Here is a 23,602-nt window from a genome sequence, read left to right as displayed (position 1 = left end):
TCAGAACCCGGTGGTCTCCAACCGGATCCCGAACGGCTCGCCGATCTCGACGGGTTGCCCGAACGGGACCCGGACGGTCCGGCTGTAGACGCCCTGAACCGGCTCGGTGAACAGCGAGACCGCGGGGCCGTCCTCGTCGTAGGCGTCGATCAGCAGGTACTGCGGAATGCCGCCGTGGGCGTACGCCCACTTCTTCTTCCGGTCGTGCTCACCGTTGCTCGGCGAGGTGATCTCCACGGCCAGGAGCACGTGCTCGGCCGGGACCGGATCGGAGTTCTCCGGCACAACGTCGCGCGGCACCACGCAGAGATCCGGCACGTAGATGCTCCCGATCGCGCGAATACCGACACCCAGCGTCTGGACGATGCCGCACCCCGCAGGGCGTGCCCGGCGCAGTGCATCGTCCACCAGATCTGCGATCAGGTTGTGCTTTCCCCCAGGCGGCGGCGTGATCTGAATCCCCTCGGCGGTGAGCTCCGGGCGCCAGCCCTCCGGCACCTGGAGTTCGCGCCAGGTGTCCAGCAGCCGTTCCCAGGTCATCGCCGAACCCGCGAATGCGGTGCTCATCGACCCACCCCGTTCCTGCCGTCCACGCGCCGTCCCGAAGGATAGCGGCCGGAGGGCCCGGATGTGCCCTCGGTGAGGGAGCCTAACTCACCGTGACGACGGGAGAACCGCTTCCTTCCGCGTCCCCCGCCTCCTCGGCGATGCGCATCGCCTCTTCGATCAGCGTTTCGACGATCTGGTGCTCCGGCACGGTCTTGATGACCTCGCCCTTGACGAAGATCTGGCCCTTGCCGTTGCCGCTCGCCACGCCGAGGTCGGCCTCGCGCGCCTCACCGGGGCCGTTCACCACGCAGCCCATCACCGCGACGCGCAGCGGGATCTCCATGCCCTCCAGGCCCGCGGTGACCTCGTCGGCCAGCTTGTAGACGTCCACCTGCGCCCGGCCGCACGACGGGCACGACACGATCTCCAGCTTCCGCGGCCGCAGGTTCAGCGACTGCAGGATCTGGATGCCGACCTTGACCTCCTCGACCGGCGGCGCGGACAGCGACACGCGGATGGTGTCGCCGATGCCCTGCCGCAGCAGCGCGCCGAACGCCACGGCCGACTTGATCGTGCCCTGGAACGCCGGGCCCGCCTCGGTGACGCCCAGGTGGAGCGGGTAGTCGCACTGCTCGGCCAGGATCTCGTACGCCCGGATCATGACCACCGGGTCGTTGTGCTTGACCGAGATCTTGATGTCGTGGAAGTCGTGCTCGGCGAACAGCGACGCCTCCCACAGCGCCGACTCGGCCAGCGCCTCCGGGGTGGCCTTGCCGTACTTCTTCAGCAGCCGCGGGTCCAGCGAACCGGCGTTGACGCCGATCCGGATGGGCGTGCCGTGGTCCTTCGCCGCCTGGGCGATCTCGGCGACCTTGTCGTCGAACTTCTTGATGTTGCCCGGGTTCACCCGCACCGCGGCGCAGCCGGCCTCGATCGCGGCGAACACGTACTTGGGCTGGAAGTGGATGTCCGCGATGACCGGGATCTGCGACTTCTTCGCGATCGCCGGCAACGCCTCGGCGTCGTCCGCGGACGGGCAGGCCACGCGCACGATGTCGCAGCCGGCCGCGGTGAGCTGCGCGATCTGCTGCAGCGTCGCGTTCACGTCCGCGGTCAGGGTGGTCGTCATGGACTGCACCGAGATCGGGTGTTCACTGCCGACACCGACGTTGCCCACCATGAGCTGGCGCGTCTTGCGGCGCTCGGACAGCACGGGGGCGGGGAGGGCGGGCATACCAAGCTCGACGCTCATCGAATCCTCTACGGCGTGAGACGGGCTGCTGACGTTGTCCAGCTTACTCACAGGCCGGGCCCGGCACGGTGGCGACCGGCCGGAGCGAGTTCCCCCGCACAAGGCCCTGACCTGGTGAAACGTACTGCTACTGCAGCCTGATCGGGTTGACGATGTCGGCGGTGACGGTGAGCAGGGTTACGGCCCCGCCGATCAGCACCAGCACGACGGTGACCGCGGACAGCTTCGAGTAGTCGACCGGGCCGCCCGCGGCCTTGCCGCGCAGCTTGCGGATCCAGTCGCGGACCCGTTCGTACCAGATGACCGCGATGTGCCCGCCGTCCAGCGGCAGCAGCGGCAGCAGGTTGAACACGCCGACGAAGAAGTTCAGGCTCGCCAGCAGGAGCAGGAACAGCGACCACAGCCCGGCTTCGACGGCCTCGCCGCCGATGCGGCTCGCGCCGACCACGCTGACCGGCGTGTTGGGGTCGCGCTCGCCGCCGAAGATCGACGACACCACGGCCGGGATGCGCTCCGGGAACTCCAGCAGGCGCTGCCAGGTCTGGACGAACATGTCGCCGGTGAAGCCGGCCGCGCCGGCGATCGCGGTGATCGCGTTGTACTCGAACATGCGCTGGAAGGTGACGCCGATCGAACCGACGGAGACGACCTTCTCCGGCCCGTTGGGGTTGGCCGGGTCGGTGACCGGGCGGTCGACCCGCACCACGTCCACGGTCAGCGGCACGATCCGGCCGTCGCGCTCGACCTCGAACCGGGTCGGGCCGGACAGCTGCTGGATCGCCGCCGTGACGTCGGAGTAGGTCGGGGTGCGGGTGCCGTTGACCGACACGATCTCGTCGCCCGGCTGGATGCCGCCGCTCTTCGCCGGGGCCGCGTCGCCCGGCCGGCACACCGGGTTGGCGAACTCCTCGTCGGTGGTCGCGCTGCGCACGCACTCCGACACCGTGGAGATCTGCGGCTTGCCGACCGCGTTGGGCAGGCCCATCGTGGCGGCCATCAGGTAGAGCACCACGAAACCGAGGATGAAGTGCGTGACCGAGCCGGCGGCCATCACGACGGTGCGCTTCCAGGTCTTGAAGCGCCACATCGCGCGCGGCGCCTCGTCCGGCTTCACCTCGTCCAGCGCGGTCATGCCCGCGATGTCGCAGAACCCGCCCAGCGGGATCCACTTCAGGCCGTACTCCGTCTCGCCGCGGCGGAAGGAGAACACCGTCGGGCCGAACCCGACGAAGTAGCGGCGGACCTTCATGCCGAACGCCTTGGCGGTCAGCATGTGCCCCGCCTCGTGCAGCGCGACGGACACGCAGATGCCCAGCGCGAACAGCACGACTCCGAAAACGTAGGCCACCCGCTACTTCCCTCCGGTCAAGATCTCCGCGGCCCGGGCTCGTGCCCACTGCTCGGCCGCCAGTACCTCCGCGACGTCGCCAGGCTCGCGACGCCACTCGTCGGCGGCCTCCACCACCTGGGTAACAGTGTCCACAATCGCCGTAAAGCCGGCGTTCTGCGTCAGGAACGCCTCGACGCACACCTCGTTGGCCGCGTTGTAGACCGCGGGCAGGCAGCCGCCCACGGTACCGGCGTGCCGGGCCAGCTCGACCGCCGGGAAGGCCTCGTTGTCCAGGGGTTCGAACGTCCACTGGGCGGCCTGGTCCCAGCGGCAGGCCGGGGCCGCGCCGGGCACCCGGTCCGGCCAGTTCAGGGCGAGCGCGATCGGCAGGCGCATGTCCGGCGGGCTGGCCTGGGCCAGGGTGGAGCCGTCGGTGAAGGTGATCATCGAGTGCACGATCGACTGCGGGTGGACGACCACGTCGATCCGGTCACACGCGACGCCGAACAGCAGGCTCGCCTCGATCAGCTCCAGGCCCTTGTTGACCAGGGTGGCCGAGTTGATGGTGATGAGCCGGCCCATCGCCCAGGTGGGGTGGGCCAGCGCGTCTTCGACTGTGACGTTCGCCAGATCGGCGCGCTTGCGGCCGCGGAACGGCCCACCGGAGGCGGTCAGCACGAAGCGGTCGACCTCCTCGGCGCGGCCGCCGCGCAGTGCCTGGGCCATCGCCGAGTGCTCGGAGTCGACCGGGACGAGCTGGCCGGGCTTGGCCTGCTTGAGCACGAGCGGCCCGCCGGCGATGAGCGACTCCTTGTTCGCCAGGGCCAGCGTCGCGCCGGTGTCCAGGGCCTTGAGCGTCGGTTCGAGGCCCTGGGACCCGGGCAGGCCGTTGAGGACGACGTCGACCCGGACCGTGTTGATCAGCTCGACGACGGCGTCCCGGCCGGCGAAGATGCGCGGCAGTTTGAACTCGCCCCGCGAGTAGCCGCGCTTCTGGGCCTCGGCGTACAGCGCGAGCTGCAGGTCCTCGACGACCGTGGGTTTCGTCACGGCCACCGCGTCGACCTGGTGGGCCAGCGCCTGCGCGGCCAGCAGCGCCGGATCGGACCCGCCCGCGGCGAGGCCCGCGATGCGGAAGAGGTGCTGGTTGCGGGCGGCGACGTCGAGGGCCTGCGTGCCGATCGAGCCGGTCGAGCCGAGCACGAGGACGGTGCGGGGTGCGTTCATCGGGGTCATTGTCGCGAACCCGTCCGAGCGGGTCATCGGCGCGGGGCCGGTCGCGGTGTGGAATCATCCGGTTGGACGTTCAGCAGGGCCTGGAGGAGTGATCGTGGCGAGCAAGGCGGTCGAGAAGCGGCGGCAGGCCGCTCCGGCGAAGGTGGACCCGCGGGACGAGCCGTCGGCCGAGTGGGGCTGGCACGGCGGGTTCCCGAAGGGCGGGCGCATCGCGGGCTGGGTCACGGTCGTCGTGCTGCTGGCGATGATCTACAACAACCACGAGAACAACACCGAGAACGTGTGGCTGGTCGGCATCGCGGCCGGCATCGCGTTCGGGCTGCTCTGGGAGATGCGGAAGAAGCGCACGGCCTGGCGCCGCTGACGCAGGCGACGTGAGGAGGGGCCCCTCGGCGAGGGGCCCCTTCTTTGCTGCTCAGCCCTCGAACAACCCGTCCACACGACCGGACTCGGCCCGGCGAAGCCGCTCGGCGATGCGCCCCGGAAGGCCGACGCGCTCGCCCGGAACGTTACGGTGGGAAAACCGGCCGCCCGGAAGGGAACCGAGAAGTCCGGTGGACGAGTCCGCACCAGCGAAATCCCCCCGTCTCGCCGCGCCTTCGATCAGCCTTCGGCCGCCAGCTGCCCGCACGCGGCGGCGATCTCCTGGCCCCGCGTGTCCCGCACGGTGCACGCCACGCCGCCCTCGTTGACGCGCCGCACGAACTCCCTCTCGACCGGTTTCGGGGAGGCGTCCCACTTCGAACCGGGCGTCGGGTTCAGCGGGATCACGTTCACGTGCACCAGCTGGCCCAGGTGCTTGCGCAGCCGCTTCGCCAGCAGGTCCGCCCGCCACGGCTGGTCGTTCACGTCCCGGATCAGCGCGTACTCGATCGACACGCGGCGGCCCGTCGAGTCGGCGTAGTACCGCGCCGCCTCCAGCACCTCGTCCACCGACCAGCGGTTGTTGACCGGCACGAGCGTGTCGCGCAGCTCGTCGTCCGGGGTGTGCAGCGACACCGCCAGCCGGACCTGCATCTTCTCGTCCGCCAGTCGCCGGATCGCCGGGGCCAGCCCGACCGTGGACACCGTTACCGACCGCTGCGAGATGCCCAGCCCGTTCGGCGCCGGGTCGGTGATGCGGCGCACCGCGGCCACCACCCGCTTGTAGTTCGCCAGCGGCTCGCCCATGCCCATGAACACGATGTTCGACAGCCGCCCCGGGCCGCCGGGCATCAACCCGTCCCGCATGACCGCGGCAGCCGACCGCACCTGGTCGACGATCTCCGCGGTCGACAGGTTCCGGGTCAGCCCGGCCTGGCCGGTGGCGCAGAACGGGCACGCCATGCCGCAGCCGGCCTGGCTGGAGATGCACAGCGTCGCCCGGTCCGGGTAGCGCATCAGGACGCTCTCCAGCAGCGTGCCGTCGTGCGCCCGCCACAGCGTCTTGCGCGTCGTGCCGTCGTCGCAGGCCAGCGCCCGCACCTCGGTCAGCAGCGGCGGCATCAGCTCGGACACCAGCCGCTCCCGGGACGCGGCCGGGATGTCGGTCATCGCCTCCGGGTCGGCGGTCAGGCGGGCGAAGTAGTGGTTCGACAGCTGCTTGGCGCGGAAGGGCTTCTCGCCGAGGTCGCTGACGGCCGCCGCGCGTTCGGCGGCGGTCAGATCGGCGAGGTGGCGAGGCGGCATCCCACGCCGGGGAGCCTCGAAGAGCAGCGGCAATGTCGACACAACCACACATTGTCCCACGCCACCGCCCGGGGAACCCGCGCCGGGGTGCCGCACTGGCCACTGGCGCCACACCGTCTCCACAGGTCATCCAGGTCGACGACCCGGCGGACCGACAGCCGGGTTGCCTTACGACTGTTTCCGATATATCGTGAGAATGTCGGAACAGTACGGAAGGAGAACCGACATGAGACACGGACATTTCCCCCCGCCGCACGGGCGGCCCGCTTTCGGCCCGTTCGCCCGCGGTGGTTTCGGAGAGTTCCCCCCGGGCTGGGGCCCGGGCGGTCCGCGCGGCGAGTTCCGGGGACGCGGTCCCCGCGGCCCGCACGGCGGGCGGCGGGGACGACGAGGCGACGTGCGCGCCGCCATCCTCGCCCTGCTGGCCGAACAGCCCCGGCACGGTTACGAGATCATCAGCGAGATCGCCGAGCGCAGCGGCGGCTTCTGGCGGCCGAGCCCCGGCTCGGTCTACCCGACCCTGCAGCTGATGGCCGACGAAGGCCTGGTCGTGGCGCGCGAGGACGGCGGCAAGCGCCTGTTCGAGCTGACCGACGCCGGCCGTGAGGCGGCCGCGAACCAGGACGGGAAGCCGCCGTGGGAGCAGATCGCCTCCGACGTCGACCCGAACGAGGTCGACCTGCGCAAGGCGGGCGCCATGCTGGCCGCCGCCGCGGTCCAGGTGTCCCAGGCCGGGACGCCGGGTCAGAAGCGGCGCGCCGCGGAGATCCTCAACGAAGCCCGTCGGTCGATCTACGCCGTGCTCGGCGAGATCGACACCGACGACGAGGACGACGAGGAGTGACCAGGCAGCACGAGGCCGGCGGGCTTGTCGCGGACGAGAACGCGATAGCCCACCGGCACCGTGAAGCCCGCGCCGTGCCGGCCGCGCGATCCGTTGTCCCGTAGGACCTCTTCGATCGCGCGGTCGGCCACCTCCGGGCTGAACTCGATGCGCAGTACTGCCGCGAGGCTCTCGGAGTCGGCGAACCGCCACTGCGCCGTCAGTCGACGGCAGCGAAAACCCTGGCCGGCGAAGAACGCGTCGACCGCGGCCGGGTCGTAGTCGGGCAGATCGGCCCGCATCCACCGGCCATACGGCTCACTGGACACGTCCAGATCGACGATCACCAGCGCTCCCCCCGGCCGCAGCACGCGGTCCGCCTCGCGCAGACCGGGTTCGCAGCCCGGGCCGAAGAAGTACGCGGTGCGCGCGTGCACGACGTCGGCACTCGCGTCCGGTACCGGGATCAGCTGCGCGGAACCACGCAGCACCCGCACCGAAGACAGTCCGGCGACCCGGCGTTCCGCCCGGCGCACCAGCGGTTCGTGCGGCTCGACGCCGATCACCGACCGCGCTGTCCCGGCGAAGCGGGGCAGGTGAAAACCGTCCCCGCAGCCCACGTCCAGGACGTCCTTGCCCTGCCAGGAACATTCCTCGGCGAGGACCCGCCAGATGTCGCCGTCGACGTCCTGCGCGCGGTTCTCCAGCTCGTAGGTGTCCGGGTAGTACCAGATGTTGGGGCTGGGCAGGACGTCCGCCCGGGACGTGGTCCGCTGCCCACGCCGGGCGATCTTCCACACACCGCAAGGATAAATGAAAGGTTGCCCGGAAAGCGCTTCACGTTCGGCCTAGACTTGCTGCCCTCCCCACCGATCGGAGGCGGTATGTCCGTCGGATCTTCGGCCCCGTCCGTTCTGCCGTCCGGGGTTCCGTGCTGGGTCGAGCTCGCCACCGTCGACGAGGCGGCGTCCCACCGGTTCTACGAGGGCCTCTTCGGCTGGACCTACGTGCTCAGCCGCGATCCCGCCACGCGCACCGGCCGGTACCTGATCGGCACGCTGGAGGGCGTGCCCGTCGGTGGTCTCTACCAGGCGGCGCCCGGGCAGGCGAGCGCGTGGATGATCAACATCTCGGTGCAGAACGCGCAGGCGGCGGCGAACTGGGTGCAGCGGCTCGGCGGTGCGGTCACGCTCGAACCGACCGTGCTGCCCCACCGCGGCTGCATCATGCACGGTGTCGAGCCCTCCGGCGCGCCGTTCGTGCTGTGGCAGCCGCCGCCGGACTGGGCGTTCGCGACCGGCTATCCGAACACCTTCTCCGGGGCGGATCTCAACACCCGCGACGGCGCGGCCGCGGACGGCTTCTTCACCAGGCTGTTCTCGTACACGAGCCTGCAGGTGGGCGACAACCGCGGCATCGACTACGTGGAATGGCGGCTGGACCAGCAACCGGTGCTGTACCGGTACGTGATGGGGCCCGAGTACCCGCCGCAGGCGCCGCCGCACTGGATGGTGTACTTCGGCGTCGACCCGGCCCGCGGCGCGGACGCGACGGCAGGCCACGCGCTCATGCTCGGCGGCACCGTGCTGGTGGAGCCCTACGACACGCCGTGGGGCCGGATCGCGATCCTCGCCGATCCGGCCGGGGCGGTGTTCTCGATCATCGACCACTCGCGCGTGAGCGAGGGCTGGGGCCGCGCCGAGGTGGACGACCCCTACGACGACTGAGCCGGTTCTTACCGTCGCGCTCTCCCGGGCGTGCGACAGCTTGCCCGTCACGTCTGCACCCGGCCCGCCTCGGGCCACCCACACCGACCAGGACCGAACGACGGGTGCTCCGCGAGTCCGTCGCGGGACCGCGCTCGATCCTGGCGGCGCGGAGCGTCCGGGGTGTCTGCGTCCGGATGCCGGCTGGGCCGAACGCGTCTACCTGTTCCTGCCGAAGCCTCGGCGATGCGGTCGCGCAGCCGAGGCGCTTGCGGTCAGTTCAGGAACGCCGACAGCAGCAGGAACGACACCACGGCCGACGGCAGCAGCGAGTCGAGCCGGTCCATCAGGCCGCCGTGCCCGGGCAGCAGCGTTCCCATGTCCTTGATGCCGAGGTCCCGCTTCATCAGCGACTCGACCAGGTCGCCCAGCGTCGCGGTCAGCACGATCGCGACCCCGAACACCACACCCTGCCAGATCTGCCCGTCGAGCAGCAGCGTCAGCGTCAGCGCGCCCGCCACGACGCCCGCGACCAGCGAGCCGCTGAAGCCTTCCCACGTCTTCTTCGGGCTGATCGACGGCGCCATCGGGTGCTTGCCCTTGAGGACACCGGCGATGTAACCGCCGGTGTCCGACGCGACGACGCCGATCAGGAACGCCAGCACCCGGCCCACCCCGTCGGCGGGCGGGACCAGCATCGCCGCGAACGCGCCGAACAGCGGCAGGTACGCGGCGGTGAACACGGACGCGCTGATGTCCCGCAGATAGCCCTCGGCCCCGCCGGGCAGGCGCCACAGCAGGCAGGCCAGGACGGTGACCGCGAACGCGATCAGCGCGCCCTCGTAACCGAACGGCCAGGCCAGCCAGATCATCGCCTGACCGCCGGCCAGCAGCGGGACCAGTGCGAGCCGGATCCCCGCGGCACGGCGGAGCGCCTGCGCGAACTCGTACGTGCCGACGGCGATCGCCGCCGCGATGATCCCGATGAACAGGTACCGCACGGTGAGCAGCGACACGAGGATCGCCGCGCCCAGCAGCAGCCCGACACCGATCGCCGCGGGAAGGTTGCGTCCCGCCCGCGACGCTTTCTTGGCCGGTTCGGCCGGCTCCGCAGAAGCCACGGGGGCCTTCTCGCGTTCTTCGCTCACCGGGGGCATCAGACCTCGAGCAGCTCGGTTTCCTTGTGTTTGACGAGCTCGTCGACCTTCGCCACGTAGTTGTCGGTCAGGTGCTGCAGTTCCTTCTCCGCGCGCGCGACCTCGTCCTCACCGGCTTCGCCGTCCTTGGCGATGCGGTCGAGCTCCTCCTTGGCCTTGCGGCGCACCCCGCGGATGTGGACCTTGGCGTCCTCGCCCTTGGACTTGACCATCTTCACCATCTCCTTGCGCCGCTCCTCGGTGAGCTGCGGGATGGTGATGCGGATGATCTGCCCGTCGTTGGACGGGTTCACGCCCAGGTCGGACTCGCGGATGGCCTTCTCGATCGCACCGAGCTGCCCCTGGTCGTAGGGCTTGACGATCACCATGCGGGCCTCGGGGATGTTGACGCCGGCCACCTGGTTCAGCGGCATCGTCGACCCGTACGCCTCGACCATGATCCGGGCGAACATGCCCGGGTTGGCCCGGCCGGTCCGCACCGACGACAGATCCTCCTTGGCGAAGGACACCGCTTTTTCCATCTTCTCCTCGGCGTCGAGGAGGGTCTCGTCGATCACGGCTACTCCCGTTGTCTGTGCTGTTGTTCCCGGTCCCCGGCGGTCAGGCGCTCGGCCCGGCGACGGGGGTGCTCACCAACGTGCCGATCCTCTCACCACGCACCGCCCTGGCGATGTTCCCCTCGGTGAGAAGGTTGAACACGATGATGGGCATGTTGTTGTCCATGCAGAGGCTGAAGGCGGTGGCGTCGGCGACCTTGAGCCCGCGTTCGAGCACCTCGCGGTGGCTGATCTCGTCGAACATCTTGGCGCTCGGGTCGCTCTTCGGGTCCGCGGTGAAGACCCCGTCCACGGCCTTGGCCATGAGCACCGCCTCGCAGCCGATCTCCAGCGAGCGCTGGGCGGCGGCGGTGTCGGTGGAGAAGTAGGGCATCCCGGTGCCGGCGCCGAAGATCACCACGCGGCCCTTCTCGAGGTGCCGCTCGGCGCGCCGCGGGATGTAGGGCTCGGCGACCTGCCCCATGGTGATGGCGGTCTGCACGCGCGTGGGGACGCCTTCCTTCTCCAGGAAGTCCTGCAGCGCCAGGGAGTTCATGACGGTGCCGAGCATGGCCATGTAGTCGGCCCGGTCGCGGTCCATGCCGCGCTGGGACAGCTCGGCGCCGCGGAAGTAGTTGCCGCCGCCGATCACGACGGCCATCTGGACGCCGGTGCGAACGACGTCCGCGATCTGCGCGGCCACGGAGTGGACGACGTCGGGGTCGAGACCGAGCGCTCCCCCGCCGAACATCTCGCCACCCAGTTTCAGCAGCACCCGCCGGTAACCGCCGTCGGCTCGTTTCGCCTCGCCCATGTCCGCCTCCGCCCGCTCGGGTGCTCTCGTGGAGCCTGCCTTCGCGAGTGTGCCCCGTCCCCGTGATCACGGAGACGGGGCACCCTCACGTCACTGCCGTCGTGTTACGGCTGGCCGACCTCGAACCGGGCGAACCGGGTGACGGTCACGCCGGCCGCGTCGAGCAGCGCCTTGACGGTCTTCTTGTTGTCGAGCACCGACGGCTGCTCCAGCAGCACGGTGTCCTTGTAGAACGCGTTGACCTTGCCCTCGATGATCTTGGGCAGGGCCTGCTCGGGCTTGCCTTCGGCCCGGGCGGTCTCCTCGGCGATGCGGCGCTCGTTGTCGACCAGGTCGGCGGGCACCTCTTCGCGGGTCAGGTACTTCGGCTTGAGGGCCGCGATCTGCAGCGCCGCGTTGCGGGCCGCCTCGGCGGCGCCGTCGCCCTCGCCGCTGTACTCGACCAGCACGCCGACCGCCGGGGGCAGGTCGGTGCCGCGGCGGTGCAGGTACGTCGCGACCTGGCCGTCGAAGGCCACGACGCGGCGCAGGACCAGCTTCTCGCCGATCTTGGCGGCCAGCTCCTGGACGGCGTCGCCGACGGACTTGCCGCCCTCGAGCTCGGCCGCGGCCAGCTTCTCGACGTCGTCGGTCTGCAGGGTCTGGGCGACCTTGACGATCTTGTTGGCGAGCTCCTGGAACTGCTCGTTCTTGGCGACGAAGTCGGTCTCGGAGTTGATCTCGACCAGCACGCCGCCGTCCCCGGCGACGAGGCCCTCGGCGGTGGCGCGCTCGGCGCGCTTGCCGACGTCCTTGGCGCCCTTGATGCGCAGGAACTCAACGGCCTTGTCGAAGTCGCCGCCGCTCTCCTCGAGCGCCTTCTTGCAGTCCATCATGCCGGAGCCGGTGAGCTCGCGGAGACGCTTGACGTCCGCCGCGGTGTAGTTCGCCATCGTGCGGTGTCCGTTCCTCTCGGAAAGTTGTGGGGGCCGCGCCTGCGCGGCGTGGCCTGCCGGAAAGATTCAGGAGGCGGTGGTCTGCTCGGCCGGGGCCTCGTTGCCCTTGAGCAGGTCCTGCTCCCACTCGGCCAGCGGCTCGTCGGACACGCCCGGCTCGGGCTTGTCCTGGCCCTCGGCGGCCGGCGCGGAGCCGTTGCGGCTGGAGCGGGCCATCAGGCCGGCGGCGGCGGCCTCGGCGACCACCTTGGTGAGCAGCGCGGCCGAGCGGATCGCGTCGTCGTTGCCCGGGATCGGGTAGTCGACCTCGTCCGGGTCGCAGTTGGTGTCCAGGACCGCGACGACCGGGATGTTCAGCTTGCGCGCCTCGCCGACGGCGATGTGCTCCTTCTTGGTGTCCACGATCCAGACGGCGCTGGGCACCTTCTGCATGTCGCGGATACCGCCGAGGGTGCGCTCCAGCTTCTCCTTCTCGCGGGTCAGCGTCAGGATCTCGCGCTTGGTGAGCCCCTGGAAACCGCCGGTCTGCTCCTGCGACTCCAGCTCCTTGAGGCGCAGCAGCCGCTTGTGGACCGTCTGGAAGTTGGTCAGCATGCCGCCGAGCCAGCGCTGGTTGACGAAGGGCATGCCCACGCGCTGCGCCTCGCGGGCGATCGCCTCCTGGGCCTGCTTCTTCGTGCCGACGAACATGATGGTGCCGCCGTGCGCGACGGTCTCCTTGATGAACTCGTACGCACGGTCGATGTAGCTCAGCGTCTGCTGCAGGTCGATGATGTAGATGCCGTTGCGCTCGGTGAGGATGTAGCGCTTCATCTTCGGGTTCCAGCGGCGGGTCTGGTGCCCGAAGTGCACGCCGGAATCGAGCAGCTGCTTCATGGTGACGACGGCCATGGCCGGATCCGCACCTCTTCTGTGTAGCGCGCGCCCCGCGGGACGCGCTGGCCGGTTTTGTCGCCGTCGGCCGGGTGGCCGGCGACCCTGGTGCAGTGCCGGTGCCCGGACCCCGGGGGTTGTTCCTCGGGGACCGCCGGGCGCCGTGGGTTCCTCTGAGCGGGGAACCTGCACGTACACGCGAAGTCGACCTGTCGTGACAGGCCGCGCGAACAGTGTACGCCCTGGCGACGCGGGGTTCACCACGGGCGGCCTCGTGATCGCGGCAGGCGCCGCGGGAGCCCGGGGGCGCCAGTGGTGAGCCGGATGCACCACCGCCGACCCGGGCGCACTGGGGGCGAGCCTAGGTGCGACACGGGTGAGCCCGGGGTGCTGCGGGTGAGCCCGGGGTGCTGCGGGTGAGCCAGGGCGCGCAGTACGGGCCCCGAGCCCGCGGTGCTGCTCCTGGATGCGCGACGCGGGCCCCGGATGCGCGGGGCCGGCCTCGGGTGCGCCGTGCCGGCCCCGAGTGCGTCACCGCCGGCCGGCGTGCGCCATCGCCCGCCCGGGCGTCTGGGGGTGAGCCCGAGTTCTGCGGCATCTCGGGCGCTGGCCCTGTTCCCCTTCGGGGTTCGCACTTCCGGCTCGTTCTGGTGGCCCGTACCCCACGCGAACCGTGCTCGGCCCCCTGCGGCCCGCTCGCGCGTGGTGCGAGTGTGTTCGCAGGTTCGAGTTGTCCACAAGCGGCCGAGTTATCCACAGATTTGGTCAGCGGCCGTTCCCGAGGCCGGAAGTGCGCCACCCTGGGTTGATGATCGTGGTAGTTCGCCGATTGCTCGGGATCGTGCTGGTCAGCGCCGGTTTGCTGGCCGGCTCGCCGGACGTTGGAGGGGTCAGGGCGGCACCTCAGGGACCCGTGACGACCGCCCCGCCGGCTGCGGTGCGCGACGACCTGGATCCGCGGTTCGGGTGGCCGTTGTCGCCCAAGCCGGTGGTGGTCCGGCCGTTCCAGGCGCCGTCAGGGCCGTACGGGCCGGGTCATCGCGGGGTGGACCTGGCTGCGACGCCCGGTCAGCAGGTTCTGGCCGCGGGGCCGGGCGTCGTGGTGTTCGCGGGGCTCGTCGCGGGGCGTCCGGTGGTCTCGATCGACCACGACGGCGGGTTGCGCACGACCTACGAGCCGGTCACGCCGACGGTTCCGGCCGGGACGCAGGTGTGGCGGGGACAGCCGATCGGCGTCGTCGAGGCCGGGCATCCGGGGTGTCCGGTCGAGGCCTGCCTGCACTGGGGTGTCCGCCGGGGCGAGGAGTACCTGAGCCCGCTTCCCCTGGTCCAGACCGGCACAGCGATCCGGCTGAAACCCTGGGCAGGTTAGACCCCGGCCTGCTCCGTGAGCCGGGCGCGCAGCCGGAGGACCGCGCGGGTGTGCAGCTGGCTGACCCGCGACTCGGTGACGCCCAGGACCCGGCCGATCTCGGCGAGCGTCAGCCGTTCGAAGTAGTAGAGGCTGACCACGATCCGGTCACGCTCGGTCAGCTGGGCGATGGCCTCGGCGAGCTGGCGCCGGTTGTCCCGGTCGACGAGGACGGCGACGGGGTCGATGGCGTCGTCGTCGGGGAGCGTGTCGACCAGCGAGCCGCTCTCCCGGCCGGCCGCCATGAGGTCCTCGAGCGCGACGACGCTGGTCAGCTGGAGCTGACTGTAGAGGTCGCGCAGCTCTTCGAGGGTGATGCCCAGCTCGGCGGCGACCTCGGTGTCGGTCGGGGTGCGGCGCAGGCGGCCGCCGAGGCGCTCGAGCGCGCGCTCCACCTCACGGGCACGGCTGCGCACGACGCGGGGCACCCAGTCCTGGGAGCGCAGGTCGTCGAGGATCGCGCCGCGGATCCGCTGCATCGCGTAGGTCTCGAACCGCAGGCCGCGCTCGGGCTCGAACTTCTCGATGGCGTCGATCAGGCCGAAGATGCCGGACTGGATGAGGTCGCTGACGTCGACATGCGTGGGCAACCCGGTCCCCACCCGCCCGGCGACGTACTTGACCAGCGGCGCGTAGTGCAGGACCAGGCGCTCCCGCAGCCGCTGCTCCGGGCAGGTCCGGAACTTGCGCCAGACGGCTTGGATCGCGGAGTCGCCGTCACCCGCGCGGGTGGGGCTGCCACCGGGTTGGGCAGCACCGGGTTGGGCAGCACCGGGTTGGGCAGCACCGGGTTGGGTGGCACCGTCGGTGACCGACGCGCCGCTGCCCCGCGAACCGGTGCCCGCGTTCGGCTCGGTCGCGGCCTGCGCACCAGCGTCCGCCACCGGCCCACCACCAGTGACCCGCGGTCCCTCGACCCCCGACTCGCTACCCCCGATCTCCTCGGTCGCGGCCTGCGCACCGGCACCTGCCACCGGCTCGCCGCTGCGAGGTGCCTCCGCGAGCGTGCCGGAGGCCGCCGCCGCTGTGGCTTCGGGGGCACTCTCCCGTGTGGGCGCGCTGGGGGTACCAGTGGCCGTCGGTTCCCCGGTGCGCTCGCTCCCGGGCTCGCCGTCCTGTTCGGACGTGGGCAGCATCGGTCGCCCGGCCTGGTCGGGGGCGGGGCGGGCAGGTGTCGCTCGCAAATCGGCCTTCACACGGGAACCGTTCTCGGCAGCGGGCTCAGGTCGTTCTCCGGGCTCGTACGGGGTGGGCGGTGTCAACGATCCTGCCTGCCGTCCTCCGAGGTCATCGGGATCGGGGGTGGGCTTGGTCATGGATCGCCTTCAACCGCTCGACGGTCACGTGAGTGTAAAGCTGTGTCGTGGCAAGCGTAGCGTGACCGAGTAGCTCCTGAACGCTGCGAAGGTCGGCACCGCCCTCCAGCAGGTGCGTTGCCGCGGTGTGCCGCAGTCCGTGCGGGCCCATGTCGGCCGCCGAGGGCACCGTGTCGAGCGCTTCGTGCACCACTCGCCGGACCGTCCGCGGGTCCAGCCGCCCACCCCGCACACCGAGGAACAGCGCGGACGCGTGCGGCTTCGCCACCGCACCGGCCACCGCCGGCCGGCCGTGGTCGAGCCAGCTGCGCAGAGCCCGATCGGCCGGCGCGCCGAACGGGACCATGCGCTCCTTGCCGCCCTTGCCGAGCACCCGGACGAGCCTGCGGCCGAAGTCCACATCGTCGACGTCGAGCCCGCACAGCTCGGACACCCGCACCCCGGTCGCGTAGAGCAGCTCGAGGACCGCGTGATCACGCAGGGCGACCGGCTCCTGTTGCGCTGCGCCGCTGCCCGCCGCGGTGAGGACGTCCTCCGCCTCGTCCGGCCGGAGCACCGGCGGGAGGGTCCGGTGCACGCGAGGCGCCACCAGCTTCGCCCCCGGGTCGTGGTCCAGCGCGCCTTGGCGGCGAGCCCAGGCGGTGAAGGTCCGGGCCGAAGCCGCTCGCCGTGCGAGAGTGGTCCGTCCCGCTCCCCCGTTCCGCTGGTCGGCCAACCACGACCGGAGCACCCCGATGTCCAGGCCCGCGAGCGCGGCGGCGTCCGGCTGCGGCTCCTCACCGTGCAGGAACCCCAGCAGGGACACCACGTCCCCGACATACGCGCGCACCGTGTGCGGGGACAGCCCTCGCTCCAGCCCGAGGTGCCGTTCGTAGTCGTCGACCAGGCCCGCGGCGGCGCGCGGCAGGGCGTCCCGGAGGGCGTGCAGGTCCGTTTTGCGGCCCCGAGATTCCCGTGCGGACATGGTTGTTCACGCTGCGCGAAGGGGCGCGCGTGGTCAAGCATCGCCACACCGGGAGCAGATGACGATCGCATCACCTCCTCGCCCTGCCGCGCCAGCCGCTTTCGCAGCGCTCGGCGAGGTCGTCGAGTTCGAGGGCGGGCAGTACCGCCCGGACCCGGGCGACCGGAACCCCGGATTCGGCGGCGATCTGCTCGGCGGACTTGCCCTCGCGTTTGTGGAGCGCTTCGTGGACGCGCAGGGCGTCCGGGCCGAGGCCGTCCGTCGGCCGTTTCGAGCGGACCTTCTCGGGCCGGGGCGTGCCGAGCCGGCCGACGGTTTCGATCACGTCGTCGATCGAGGCCACGAGGGTCGCGCCGGATTCGCGGATCAGCTCGTGGCAGCCGATCGACATCGCGGAGGTGATCGGCCCGGGGACGGCCATCACGACCTTGCCGAGCGCGCCGGCTGTCGTCGCGGTGTTGCGCGCGCCGCTACGCCGGCCGGCCTCGACGACGATGGTGCCTTCGCTGAGCGCCGCGATGAGGCGGTTGCGGACCAGGAAGCGGTGGCGGGCGGGCGGTGTGCCCGGCGGGTACTCGCTGGCGACGAGCCCGCCGAGTTCGGCGATCTTGTCGAGGAGGACGACGTGCCCGGCGGGGTATCCGGCGTCGAGGGCGCAGCCGAGCAGCGCGACGGTGGTGCCGCCCGCGGCCAGGGCTCCGCGGTGGGCGGCGCCGTCGACGCCGTAGGCCGCACCGGAGAAGATCGGCACTCCCTGGCGGGCCAGGGCAGAAGCGAAGTCGCCGGCCACGTGCTCGCCGTACCCGGTGGCCGACCTGGCGCCGACGATCGCCACGGCCTGTTCGGTGGCCTCATCGAAGCGGGTGTGGCCGCGCACCCACAACGCGAGTGGCGGGGCGGCACCCGGCACGCCGCGGCTGGCCGCCAGCTGGAGGGACAGGAGCGGCCAGGCCGGCCACTCGTCGTCCTCCGGAATCAGCAGCCGCATGCCGAGGCGAGCGCCTTCGTCGAGGTCGCGCTGGGCGTGGTCGTGCGTGCGGCGGGCCTCGGTCTCGTCGCGCACACGGCTGGGACAGTCGCCGGCGCGGATCGCTTCGGCGGCGGCGACGGGCCCGAGCTGGGCGACGAAGTCGACCACGGCCGGGGCCGGCGGCTCGGCGACGCGGACCAGGTAGGAACGGGCCAGGCGCTCGGCGGCGAGGTTGTCGGTGGAGGGCTCGGGGGCGGTGTGTGAGCTGGTCACGCCGGCCTCCGGATGCGGGGTTCCAGCGCGGCGACCAGGTGGACTGGGGTGGGTTCGGTGCCGATTCGGGGCGTGGTCATTCCCAGCCTCGGGATGTGGGCGGGCAGGTTCGTGGCGAGCGGTTCGCGCAAGTCGGTCGCGGGGCTCATGCGGCTCTCCGATCGCGGAACTCCAGCGCGGCGGCCACGTGATCGGAGGTCGGTTCCTCGACCTTGGCGAGGTCGGCCAGCGTCCACGCGATGCGGAGGCATCGGTCGGCGCCGCGGGCGGTGATCGTGCCGCGTTCGAGGCTTCGCTCCAGCAGGGCTGTCGTCGGGGGTGGGAGGGCGAACTCGCGGTGGAGGGCGGGGCCTGGGACTTCCGCGTTGGTCTTCCAGCCGTGCGGGCTCCAGCGCGCGGCGGCACGGTCGCGGGCGGCGAGGACGCGTTTGCGGACCACCTCCGTCGGCTCGGGTTCACCGCTCTCGTGGCGGCCCATGGCGGTCATCGGACGCAACCGGACCCGCAGGTCGACGCGGTCGAGCAACGGGCCGGACAACCTGCTGTGGTACCGGCGGCGCTCGGTCGGGGAGCACGAGCAGTCGGTCTCGCGGGGTGGTGCGCACGGGCACGGGTTGGTGGCCATGACGAGCTGGAAGCGGGCCGGGTAGCAAACCGAACCGCGGGCACGGGCAATGCGAACCTCGCCTTCCTCCAGGATCGTGCGCAGGGAGTCCAGCCGTTGCGACCCGAACTCCGCGGCTTCGTCCAAGAACAAAACCCCGCGGTGGGCGCGGCTGATCAGGCCGGGTTTGGCGATGCCGGTACCACCACCGATCAGAGCGGCTTCGGACACCGAATAGTGCGGCGCGACGAACGGCGGGACCCTGATCAACGGGGCCTCCGCGGACAACTTGCCGTGGATCGAATGCACGGCAGTGACCTCGAGCGACTCCTCCGGGGAGAGCATCGGCAGGAGCCCGGGCAGACGTTTGGCCAGCATGGTCTTCCCGACGCCGGGCGGCCCGGTGAGGAGGAGGTGGTGCCCGCCCGCGGCCGCCACTTCGAGTGCCCAGCGGGCCTCGGGTTGGCCGAGGACGTCAGCCAGATCCGGCACCTCGGGCGGTGGGCTCTCGACGGGCGGCTCCGGCCGGGCCAGTGCGTTCTCGCCCTCCAGCCAGGACACCACGTCGCGCAGCCTGGCCGCGCCGTAGACCTCCAGGCCGTCGACCAGGGCCGCCTCGAACAACATGTGTGACGGGACGATCGCGCGCTTGATCCCGGCCTTGCGCGCCGCGAGCAGGCCGGGCAGGACGCCGCGGATTTCCCGCACCCGGCCGTCGAGCGCCAGCTCCCCCAGCAGGACCGTGCCGAGCAGGCGGGTTGCTGGGACCTTGCCCGCCGAGGCGAGCACGGCCACCGCGATCGCGAGGTCGTAGCCCGAGCCGAGTTTGGGCAGGTTCGCCGGGAACAGGCCGAGGGTGACCTTGTCCTCGGGCCAGTGCTGCCCGGAGTTGCGGATGGCCGAGCGAACCCTGTCCTTGGCTTCGCGCAGACCCGCGTCGGGCAGGCCGACCATCTTGACGCCCGGCAGGCCGCCGCCCAGATCGGCCTCGACCTCGACCAGGCGGCCGTCGAGGCCCACGAGGGCCACCGACCAGGCGCGTCCGAGCGGCATCAGAACGCTCCCGGGATGTGCCGGACGCGGGGCTCACCGTCGCCGTCGGCGTAGACCGCGATGACGTCGAAACGGACCCGGCACCAGCCGACGCGGTGGACGCTGAGCCACTGCCCGGCCAGGCGCCGGATGCGGGCGATCTTGTCCTCGGTGACGGCCTCGGCGGGATCGCCGAAACTCTCCCTGGTGCGGGTCTTGACCTCGCAGATGACCAGGGTGCGGCCGTCGGTGGCGATGAGGTCGAGCTCGCCCTGGCGGCAGCGCCAGTTCCTGGACAGCACGACGAAGCCGAGCTTCTGCAGGTGGCGGGCGGCGATGTCCTCGCCCCTGCGGCCGAGGGTGAGGTGGCGGGCGGGTCTGGCCGCGGTGGTCATGGCTGGTCCCCAAGGTCGGTGGTCGTTCACTGCCTTCGACGGTGCCAGGACCTGGGGTTTCGCCGACAGACCGAGTTGCCGGACCTGTGGACAAGTGGGGTGTTGTGGACAACCGCGGGGAATTGCGGTGGGGAGCGGCGGAAATGTCGGACCCGGGTGGTAGAGGCCGGGGCGATTGGGGGCGAGGTGGCGGGTGGGGCGCCGGGCTGAGCGCTCAGGGGCGGAGGGGCGCGGGCTGGCGGGGAGGGGGCCGGCCCGTCGTGGGCCCAGGACGGAAGGGGCCCGGGGGTCGAGAGGCAGAGGGACCGATGGGTCCAGGGGTGGCGGGGCCAGGGGGCGGCGGACCAGAAGGCCAGCAGCCGAGCGCCCATGAGCGGGGGCCGAGGGACGGGAGCCCCAAGGAACGAAGGCCGGGCGCGGGGCCCCGACGAGCCGGGGGGCCGGAGGGCGGGCGCACCGAGGCGCCGGGGGGCCAGAGGCCGGGGCCCCGAGGGCCCCGGCCCGAGAAGTAGAGGGACAGATGGGGCTCAGGGGTGGAGGGCCACGGGACGGCGGGACCCAGAAGGCCAGCGGCCGAGCGCCCCAAGGAGCGAACGCGAGGAGCGAGGTGCCAAGGAACGGAGCCGAGGAGCGCGGGCCCGAGGAGCGGGAGCCGAGAAGCCGGGGCCGGGAGGAGCAGGAGCCGACAAGCCGGGGCCGGGAGGAGCAGGAGCCGACAAGCCGGGGCCGGGAGGAGCAGGAGCCGACAAGCCGGGGCCGGGAGGAGCAGGAGCCGACAAGCCGGGGCCGGGAGGAGCAGGAGCCGACAAGCCGGGGCCGGGAGGAGCGGGAGTCGAGTGCCGTGGTCGGGAGGGGCGGCGGCCGAGAAGCAGGGCGGGGGCTCAGAGGGTGGCGGGGCGCTGCGGCTGCCCGGGCTGGGGCAGACGGCTCAGGTGCTCAGGGGGCTTCCTGGGAGGAACCGGGAGAAGCAAGGGGCTTCCGATGAAGAAGCGGGAGAGGCGAGGGCGGCCCCTGTGAAGAAGCGGGAGACGTGAGGGCGGGCTGAGGTTGATGGGTGGGTCGCGAATAAGCGAGGTTCGGGGTCGATGCAGTGGGCTGCGCCAACCCCGGCGGCCGGGCAGCAGCAAACAGAAAAGAGCGAGGGACGTCCCCCGTGTGGAGGACGTCCCTCGGGTGGTGAAGCTGCTCTCAGCCGGAGAAGGGGCCCTCTTCCGGGAGCCTCAGCTCGGGCTTCTCCAGCTCCTCCACGTTCACGTCCTTGAACGTGATCACACGAACGTTCTTCACGAAACGAGCCGGCCGGTACATGTCCCACACCCACGCGTCGGACATGCGGACCTCGAAGTACACGTCTCCCCCGCTGTCCCTGACCTGCAAGTCCACCGCGTTGGCCAGGTAGAACCGCCGCTCGGTCTCCACCACGTACGAGAACTGGCTGACGATGTCGCGGTACTCACGGTACAGCGACAGCTCCATCTCGGTCTCGTACTTCTCGAGATCCTCTGCGCTCATGAAATCCGCGCCCCTCCTCGCGAGTTCGACCGGTCTCCGGCGGCGGAACTCCCATTCTGAACCACGCTGCCCTCCAGAGCACGTACCGGAGCATCGGACTGCCCCAATGCAGCAGCGGTGAGCATGACCTTCCGCGGTGGTCGCATACCGTGGGCGGCGGCCGCCGCTGCCACATTGGTGTACGACCACCGGTGTACCTCACACGGCCCGTGTTCGACGAGCGCCGCGCCGTGGTCCACGGTCGTGTACCCCTTGTGCACGTCGAATCCGTACATCGGGTACTTCAGGTGCGTCTCGGCCATGATCCGGTCCCGCGTCACCTTCGCCAGCACCGACGCGGCCGCCACGCACGCCACCGCCCGGTCCCCCTTGATCACCGGCACGCTCGGCGCCGGCAGGCCGGGCACCTTGAAACCGTCCGTCAGCACGTACCCGGGGCACTCCCGCAACCCCGCCACCGCCCGGCGCATGCCCTCGATGTTGGTGACGTGAATACCGAGCTGATCCACCTCTTCGGGTGAGATGACGACGATCGAATAGTCCAGGGCGCGCACCAGGAGCCGCTCGTAGACCCGCTCCCTGGCCAGCGCCGTGAGCAGCTTCGAGTCGTTCAGCTCGGCCAGCCGCGCGGCGTCACCGGGGCGGAGCACGCACGACGCCACCACCAGCGGACCGGCGCAGGCCCCGCGGCCCGCCTCGTCGACCCCGGCCACCGGACCGAGGCCCCGCCGGTCCAGCGCGGACTGCAGACCCCACGCCGTCTCGCCCCGGACGATCGCCCTGGGCGGGCGGAAGGAGGCCAGAACCGCCGAAGACCTACCCAACCTGGTTACCGCTTTCGCTCGACCGCCTCGCGCACCTTCGAGCCCAGTCGCCGCCCGCCCCACACCACGGGCCACGCGGCGACGACCCCGAACCCGAGCGGAACGCCTTCCTGCCACGCCGGAGCGCTCATCCCGAGCGCGGCCGGCTGGGCGGCGGCCTGCGGGTTGTGGTCGCTGACCCCGCCCCACCGGCCGGGTGGCAGCACGATGATGCGTGCCTTGCCGATGATGTTGTCCACCGGGACGGCACCGCGGACCCCGCCGCCACCCTGGCAACGCGAGTCGCACGAGTCGTTGCGGTTGTCGCCCATCACCCAGACGTAGCCGTCCGGCACCGTCACCGGGTCGAACGGCTCCTGCCGCTGGTCGTCCGGATTCTTCCAGTGGATGTAGGGCTCGTCCAGGGCCTTGCCGTCGACGACGACCCGGTTCTGGGCGTCACAGCACTCGACGGTCTGGCCGCCGGTCGCGATGATCCGCTTGACGAAGTCGCGCTCGTCCGGCGGCGCCAGCCCGAACACCGAACCGATGTTCTGGAAGAAGCGCACCACCGCGTTGCTCGACCGCTCGGTCGCCGCCTCGTTCTCCACCCACGGCTCCGGGCCCTTGAACACCACGACATCACCCGGTTCGGGGTCGGTGAAGTCGTAGGTGATCTTGTCGACCAGGACCTTGTCGCCGTAGCACCCGGGGCAGCCGTGCAACGTGGTCTCCATCGACCCTGAAGGAATCGTGTAGACCCGCGCCAGGAATTGCTGGAACACGAATGCCAGCGCCAGCGCGACGACGATCAGAATCGGCAGTTCGACCCAGAACGAGCGCTGTTTCTTGGGCTTGCGGCGGCGCCGTTTCCCATTTGCGCCGGAATCGGCATTCTCGTCCGGGTTCGGGCGTTCGGGCTCGTCCTCAGCGGCGCTGGAGGGCACAGGTTCGACCACTTCGCCAGGCTATCGGAGAAAGTCCGATCGCTCAGGACGCGGTCGGGGCCTCGCGGCGCTCCTTGATCTTGGCGGCCTTGCCGCGCAGCTCGCGCAGGTAGTACAGCTTGGCGCGACGCACGTCACCGCGCTTGTGCACCTCGATCTTCGCGATGTTCGGGCTGTGCACCGGGAAAGTGCGCTCGACGCCGACACCGAACGAAACCTTGCGCACGGTGAAGGTCTCGCGAATACCGCCACCCTGGCGGCGGATCACGACGCCCTGGAAAACCTGAACACGCTCACGGTTTCCCTCGATGACGCGAACGTGCACCTTCAGCGTGTCACCCGGGCGGAAGTGCGGAATGTCGGAACGCAGCGACTGAGCGTCCAGGGCGTCCAGGGTGTTCATCGGGAGTCCGTCCTCGTCCTTCGTCTGTCTGGCAGTCATCCGAGCACGCGCACGCTCTCACTGGGGCAGGCGACCCGGGGGCTTGTGGCAGGC

The 23,602-nt window shown here is 71.1% G+C and carries 25 protein-coding genes; 4 read left to right on the top strand and 21 right to left on the bottom strand.

Going from position 1 to position 23,602, the window contains the following annotated elements; genetic code table 11:
- The 4 genes from L1857_RS10920 to dxr form a co-directional block, all read right to left on the bottom strand.
- The gene (locus tag L1857_RS10920; RefSeq protein ID WP_116111274.1) at positions 1-567 is read right to left on the bottom strand and encodes a Uma2 family endonuclease; all 567 of its coding nucleotides are present in this window, start codon (positions 565-567) and stop codon (positions 1-3) included.
- An 82-nt stretch (positions 568-649) separates the two neighbouring features.
- A complete protein-coding gene (gene ispG, locus L1857_RS10915) occupies positions 650-1,801 on the bottom strand; it encodes a flavodoxin-dependent (E)-4-hydroxy-3-methylbut-2-enyl-diphosphate synthase (RefSeq protein WP_094007886.1) in 1,152 nt (383 codons plus the stop codon).
- 127 nt (positions 1,802-1,928) lie between these two features.
- Positions 1,929-3,149 (bottom strand): M50 family metallopeptidase, encoded by a 1,221-nt coding sequence (locus L1857_RS10910; protein WP_249464948.1) that lies wholly within the window; start codon positions 3,147-3,149, stop codon positions 1,929-1,931.
- A 3-nt stretch (positions 3,150-3,152) separates the two neighbouring features.
- The gene (dxr, locus tag L1857_RS10905) at positions 3,153-4,358 is read right to left on the bottom strand and encodes a 1-deoxy-D-xylulose-5-phosphate reductoisomerase (protein ID WP_233157448.1); all 1,206 of its coding nucleotides are present in this window, start codon (positions 4,356-4,358) and stop codon (positions 3,153-3,155) included.
- Positions 4,359-4,455: 97 nt separating this feature from the next.
- On the opposite strand from dxr, the gene L1857_RS10900 reads away from it, so the two are divergent.
- Positions 4,456-4,731, top strand: coding sequence for a DUF2631 domain-containing protein (locus L1857_RS10900; RefSeq protein ID WP_116111271.1), 276 nt, complete (start codon positions 4,456-4,458; stop codon positions 4,729-4,731).
- Between the two features lie 239 nt (positions 4,732-4,970).
- Here the strand turns inward: L1857_RS10900 and rlmN are convergent, their stop codons facing one another.
- Positions 4,971-6,077, bottom strand: coding sequence for a dual-specificity RNA methyltransferase RlmN (rlmN, locus tag L1857_RS10895; protein ID WP_094007882.1), 1,107 nt, complete (start codon positions 6,075-6,077; stop codon positions 4,971-4,973).
- Between the two features lie 355 nt (positions 6,078-6,432).
- On the opposite strand from rlmN, the gene L1857_RS10890 reads away from it, so the two are divergent.
- Entirely contained in the window at positions 6,433-6,879 is a 447-nt protein-coding gene (locus L1857_RS10890; RefSeq protein WP_094007881.1) for a PadR family transcriptional regulator, read from the top strand.
- Here L1857_RS10890 and L1857_RS10885 read toward each other — a convergent pair.
- A complete protein-coding gene (locus L1857_RS10885; RefSeq protein ID WP_116111270.1) occupies positions 6,828-7,658 on the bottom strand; it encodes a class I SAM-dependent methyltransferase in 831 nt (276 codons plus the stop codon). The genes L1857_RS10890 and L1857_RS10885 overlap by 52 nt on opposite strands.
- Before the next feature lie 84 nt (positions 7,659-7,742).
- Between L1857_RS10885 and L1857_RS10880 the strand changes: the two genes are divergently transcribed.
- Positions 7,743-8,585: a VOC family protein gene (locus L1857_RS10880; protein ID WP_094007879.1), complete on the top strand. Its 843-nt coding sequence runs from the start codon at positions 7,743-7,745 to the stop codon at positions 8,583-8,585.
- A 254-nt stretch (positions 8,586-8,839) separates the two neighbouring features.
- Here the strand turns inward: L1857_RS10880 and L1857_RS10875 are convergent, their stop codons facing one another.
- The 5 genes from L1857_RS10875 to rpsB form a co-directional block, all read right to left on the bottom strand.
- Complete coding sequence (locus tag L1857_RS10875) at positions 8,840-9,721, bottom strand: phosphatidate cytidylyltransferase (RefSeq protein WP_249464946.1); 882 nt, start codon at positions 9,719-9,721, stop codon at positions 8,840-8,842.
- Positions 9,721-10,278, bottom strand: coding sequence for a ribosome recycling factor (gene frr, locus L1857_RS10870; RefSeq protein WP_094007877.1), 558 nt, complete (start codon positions 10,276-10,278; stop codon positions 9,721-9,723). The genes L1857_RS10875 and frr overlap by 1 nt, the downstream gene beginning before the upstream one ends.
- 43 nt (positions 10,279-10,321) lie before the next feature.
- Positions 10,322-11,071 carry a UMP kinase gene (gene pyrH / locus L1857_RS10865; RefSeq protein ID WP_094007876.1) on the bottom strand — a complete coding sequence of 250 codons (750 nt, stop codon included), beginning with the start codon at positions 11,069-11,071 and terminating at the stop codon, positions 10,322-10,324.
- A 104-nt stretch (positions 11,072-11,175) separates the two neighbouring features.
- A complete protein-coding gene (tsf, locus tag L1857_RS10860; protein WP_094007875.1) occupies positions 11,176-12,003 on the bottom strand; it encodes a translation elongation factor Ts in 828 nt (275 codons plus the stop codon).
- A gap of 69 nt (positions 12,004-12,072) precedes the next feature.
- Positions 12,073-12,897: a 30S ribosomal protein S2 gene (gene rpsB, locus L1857_RS10855; protein ID WP_094007874.1), complete on the bottom strand. Its 825-nt coding sequence runs from the start codon at positions 12,895-12,897 to the stop codon at positions 12,073-12,075.
- 790 nt (positions 12,898-13,687) lie between these two features.
- On the opposite strand from rpsB, the gene L1857_RS10850 reads away from it, so the two are divergent.
- Positions 13,688-14,251, top strand: coding sequence for a murein hydrolase activator EnvC family protein (locus tag L1857_RS10850; RefSeq protein ID WP_240323247.1), 564 nt, complete (start codon positions 13,688-13,690; stop codon positions 14,249-14,251).
- Here the strand turns inward: L1857_RS10850 and L1857_RS10845 are convergent.
- From L1857_RS10845 to rplS, 10 genes are all read right to left on the bottom strand, one after another.
- Complete coding sequence (locus L1857_RS10845; protein ID WP_240323246.1) at positions 14,248-15,174, bottom strand: FliA/WhiG family RNA polymerase sigma factor; 927 nt, start codon at positions 15,172-15,174, stop codon at positions 14,248-14,250. The two genes, L1857_RS10850 and L1857_RS10845, sit on opposite strands and share 4 nt — an antisense overlap.
- A 403-nt stretch (positions 15,175-15,577) precedes the next feature.
- Complete coding sequence (locus tag L1857_RS10840; RefSeq protein ID WP_094007873.1) at positions 15,578-16,570, bottom strand: tyrosine recombinase XerC; 993 nt, start codon at positions 16,568-16,570, stop codon at positions 15,578-15,580.
- A 70-nt stretch (positions 16,571-16,640) separates the two neighbouring features.
- Positions 16,641-17,813, bottom strand: a complete 1,173-nt coding sequence (gene dprA / locus L1857_RS10835) for a DNA-processing protein DprA (protein WP_116111268.1) — start codon at positions 17,811-17,813, stop codon at positions 16,641-16,643.
- Positions 17,810-17,962 carry a hypothetical protein gene (locus L1857_RS10830; protein ID WP_162830568.1) on the bottom strand — a complete coding sequence of 51 codons (153 nt, stop codon included), beginning with the start codon at positions 17,960-17,962 and terminating at the stop codon, positions 17,810-17,812. Before L1857_RS10830 ends, dprA begins: the two co-directional genes overlap by 4 nt.
- A complete protein-coding gene (locus L1857_RS10825; RefSeq protein ID WP_249464944.1) occupies positions 17,959-19,470 on the bottom strand; it encodes a YifB family Mg chelatase-like AAA ATPase in 1,512 nt (503 codons plus the stop codon). The genes L1857_RS10830 and L1857_RS10825 overlap by 4 nt, the downstream gene beginning before the upstream one ends.
- A complete protein-coding gene (locus L1857_RS10820; RefSeq protein ID WP_094007865.1) occupies positions 19,470-19,844 on the bottom strand; it encodes a YraN family protein in 375 nt (124 codons plus the stop codon). The genes L1857_RS10825 and L1857_RS10820 overlap by 1 nt, the downstream gene beginning before the upstream one ends.
- Positions 19,845-21,032: 1,188 nt before the next feature.
- Complete coding sequence (locus L1857_RS10815) at positions 21,033-21,356, bottom strand: DUF2469 domain-containing protein (protein WP_094007864.1); 324 nt, start codon at positions 21,354-21,356, stop codon at positions 21,033-21,035.
- Positions 21,353-22,132 (bottom strand): ribonuclease HII, encoded by a 780-nt coding sequence (locus L1857_RS10810; protein WP_205413442.1) that lies wholly within the window; start codon positions 22,130-22,132, stop codon positions 21,353-21,355. Before L1857_RS10810 ends, L1857_RS10815 begins: the two co-directional genes overlap by 4 nt.
- Before the next feature lie 53 nt (positions 22,133-22,185).
- On the bottom strand, positions 22,186-23,118 hold the full coding sequence (lepB, locus tag L1857_RS10805; RefSeq protein ID WP_116115425.1) for a signal peptidase I: 933 nt from the start codon (positions 23,116-23,118) through the stop codon (positions 22,186-22,188).
- Positions 23,119-23,149: 31 nt separating this feature from the next.
- A complete protein-coding gene (gene rplS / locus L1857_RS10800; RefSeq protein ID WP_094007861.1) occupies positions 23,150-23,509 on the bottom strand; it encodes a 50S ribosomal protein L19 in 360 nt (119 codons plus the stop codon).
- Between the last annotated feature and the right edge of the window lie 93 nt (positions 23,510-23,602).

The sequence above is a fragment of the Amycolatopsis thermalba genome (assembly GCF_023376025.1).
GTDB lineage: Bacteria > Actinomycetota > Actinomycetes > Mycobacteriales > Pseudonocardiaceae > Amycolatopsis_E > Amycolatopsis_E thermalba.
This window is presented reverse-complemented; position numbering and strand designations above follow the sequence as displayed.

Excerpts from the sequence above, each read along its gene's own strand:
- L1857_RS10920 (WP_116111274.1), bottom strand. The coding sequence starts at position 567 with ATGAGCACCGCATTCGCGGGTTCGGCGATGACCTGGGAACGGCTGCTG.
- ispG (WP_094007886.1), bottom strand. The coding sequence starts at position 1,801 with ATGAGCGTCGAGCTTGGTATGCCCGCCCTCCCCGCCCCCGTGCTGTCC.
- dxr (WP_233157448.1), bottom strand. The coding sequence starts at position 4,358 with ATGAACGCACCCCGCACCGTCCTCGTGCTCGGCTCGACCGGCTCGATC.
- L1857_RS10880 (WP_094007879.1), top strand. The coding sequence starts at position 7,743 with ATGTCCGTCGGATCTTCGGCCCCGTCCGTTCTGCCGTCCGGGGTTCCG.
- L1857_RS10875 (WP_249464946.1), bottom strand. The coding sequence starts at position 9,721 with ATGCCCCCGGTGAGCGAAGAACGCGAGAAGGCCCCCGTGGCTTCTGCG.
- pyrH (WP_094007876.1), bottom strand. The coding sequence starts at position 11,071 with ATGGGCGAGGCGAAACGAGCCGACGGCGGTTACCGGCGGGTGCTGCTG.
- tsf (WP_094007875.1), bottom strand. The coding sequence starts at position 12,003 with ATGGCGAACTACACCGCGGCGGACGTCAAGCGTCTCCGCGAGCTCACC.
- rpsB (WP_094007874.1), bottom strand. The coding sequence starts at position 12,897 with ATGGCCGTCGTCACCATGAAGCAGCTGCTCGATTCCGGCGTGCACTTC.
- L1857_RS10850 (WP_240323247.1), top strand. The coding sequence starts at position 13,688 with ATGATCGTGGTAGTTCGCCGATTGCTCGGGATCGTGCTGGTCAGCGCC.
- L1857_RS10840 (WP_094007873.1), bottom strand. The coding sequence starts at position 16,570 with ATGTCCGCACGGGAATCTCGGGGCCGCAAAACGGACCTGCACGCCCTC.
- L1857_RS10830 (WP_162830568.1), bottom strand. The coding sequence starts at position 17,962 with ATGAGCCCCGCGACCGACTTGCGCGAACCGCTCGCCACGAACCTGCCC.
- L1857_RS10825 (WP_249464944.1), bottom strand. The coding sequence starts at position 19,470 with ATGCCGCTCGGACGCGCCTGGTCGGTGGCCCTCGTGGGCCTCGACGGC.
- L1857_RS10820 (WP_094007865.1), bottom strand. The coding sequence starts at position 19,844 with ATGACCACCGCGGCCAGACCCGCCCGCCACCTCACCCTCGGCCGCAGG.
- L1857_RS10815 (WP_094007864.1), bottom strand. The coding sequence starts at position 21,356 with ATGAGCGCAGAGGATCTCGAGAAGTACGAGACCGAGATGGAGCTGTCG.
- rplS (WP_094007861.1), bottom strand. The coding sequence starts at position 23,509 with ATGAACACCCTGGACGCCCTGGACGCTCAGTCGCTGCGTTCCGACATT.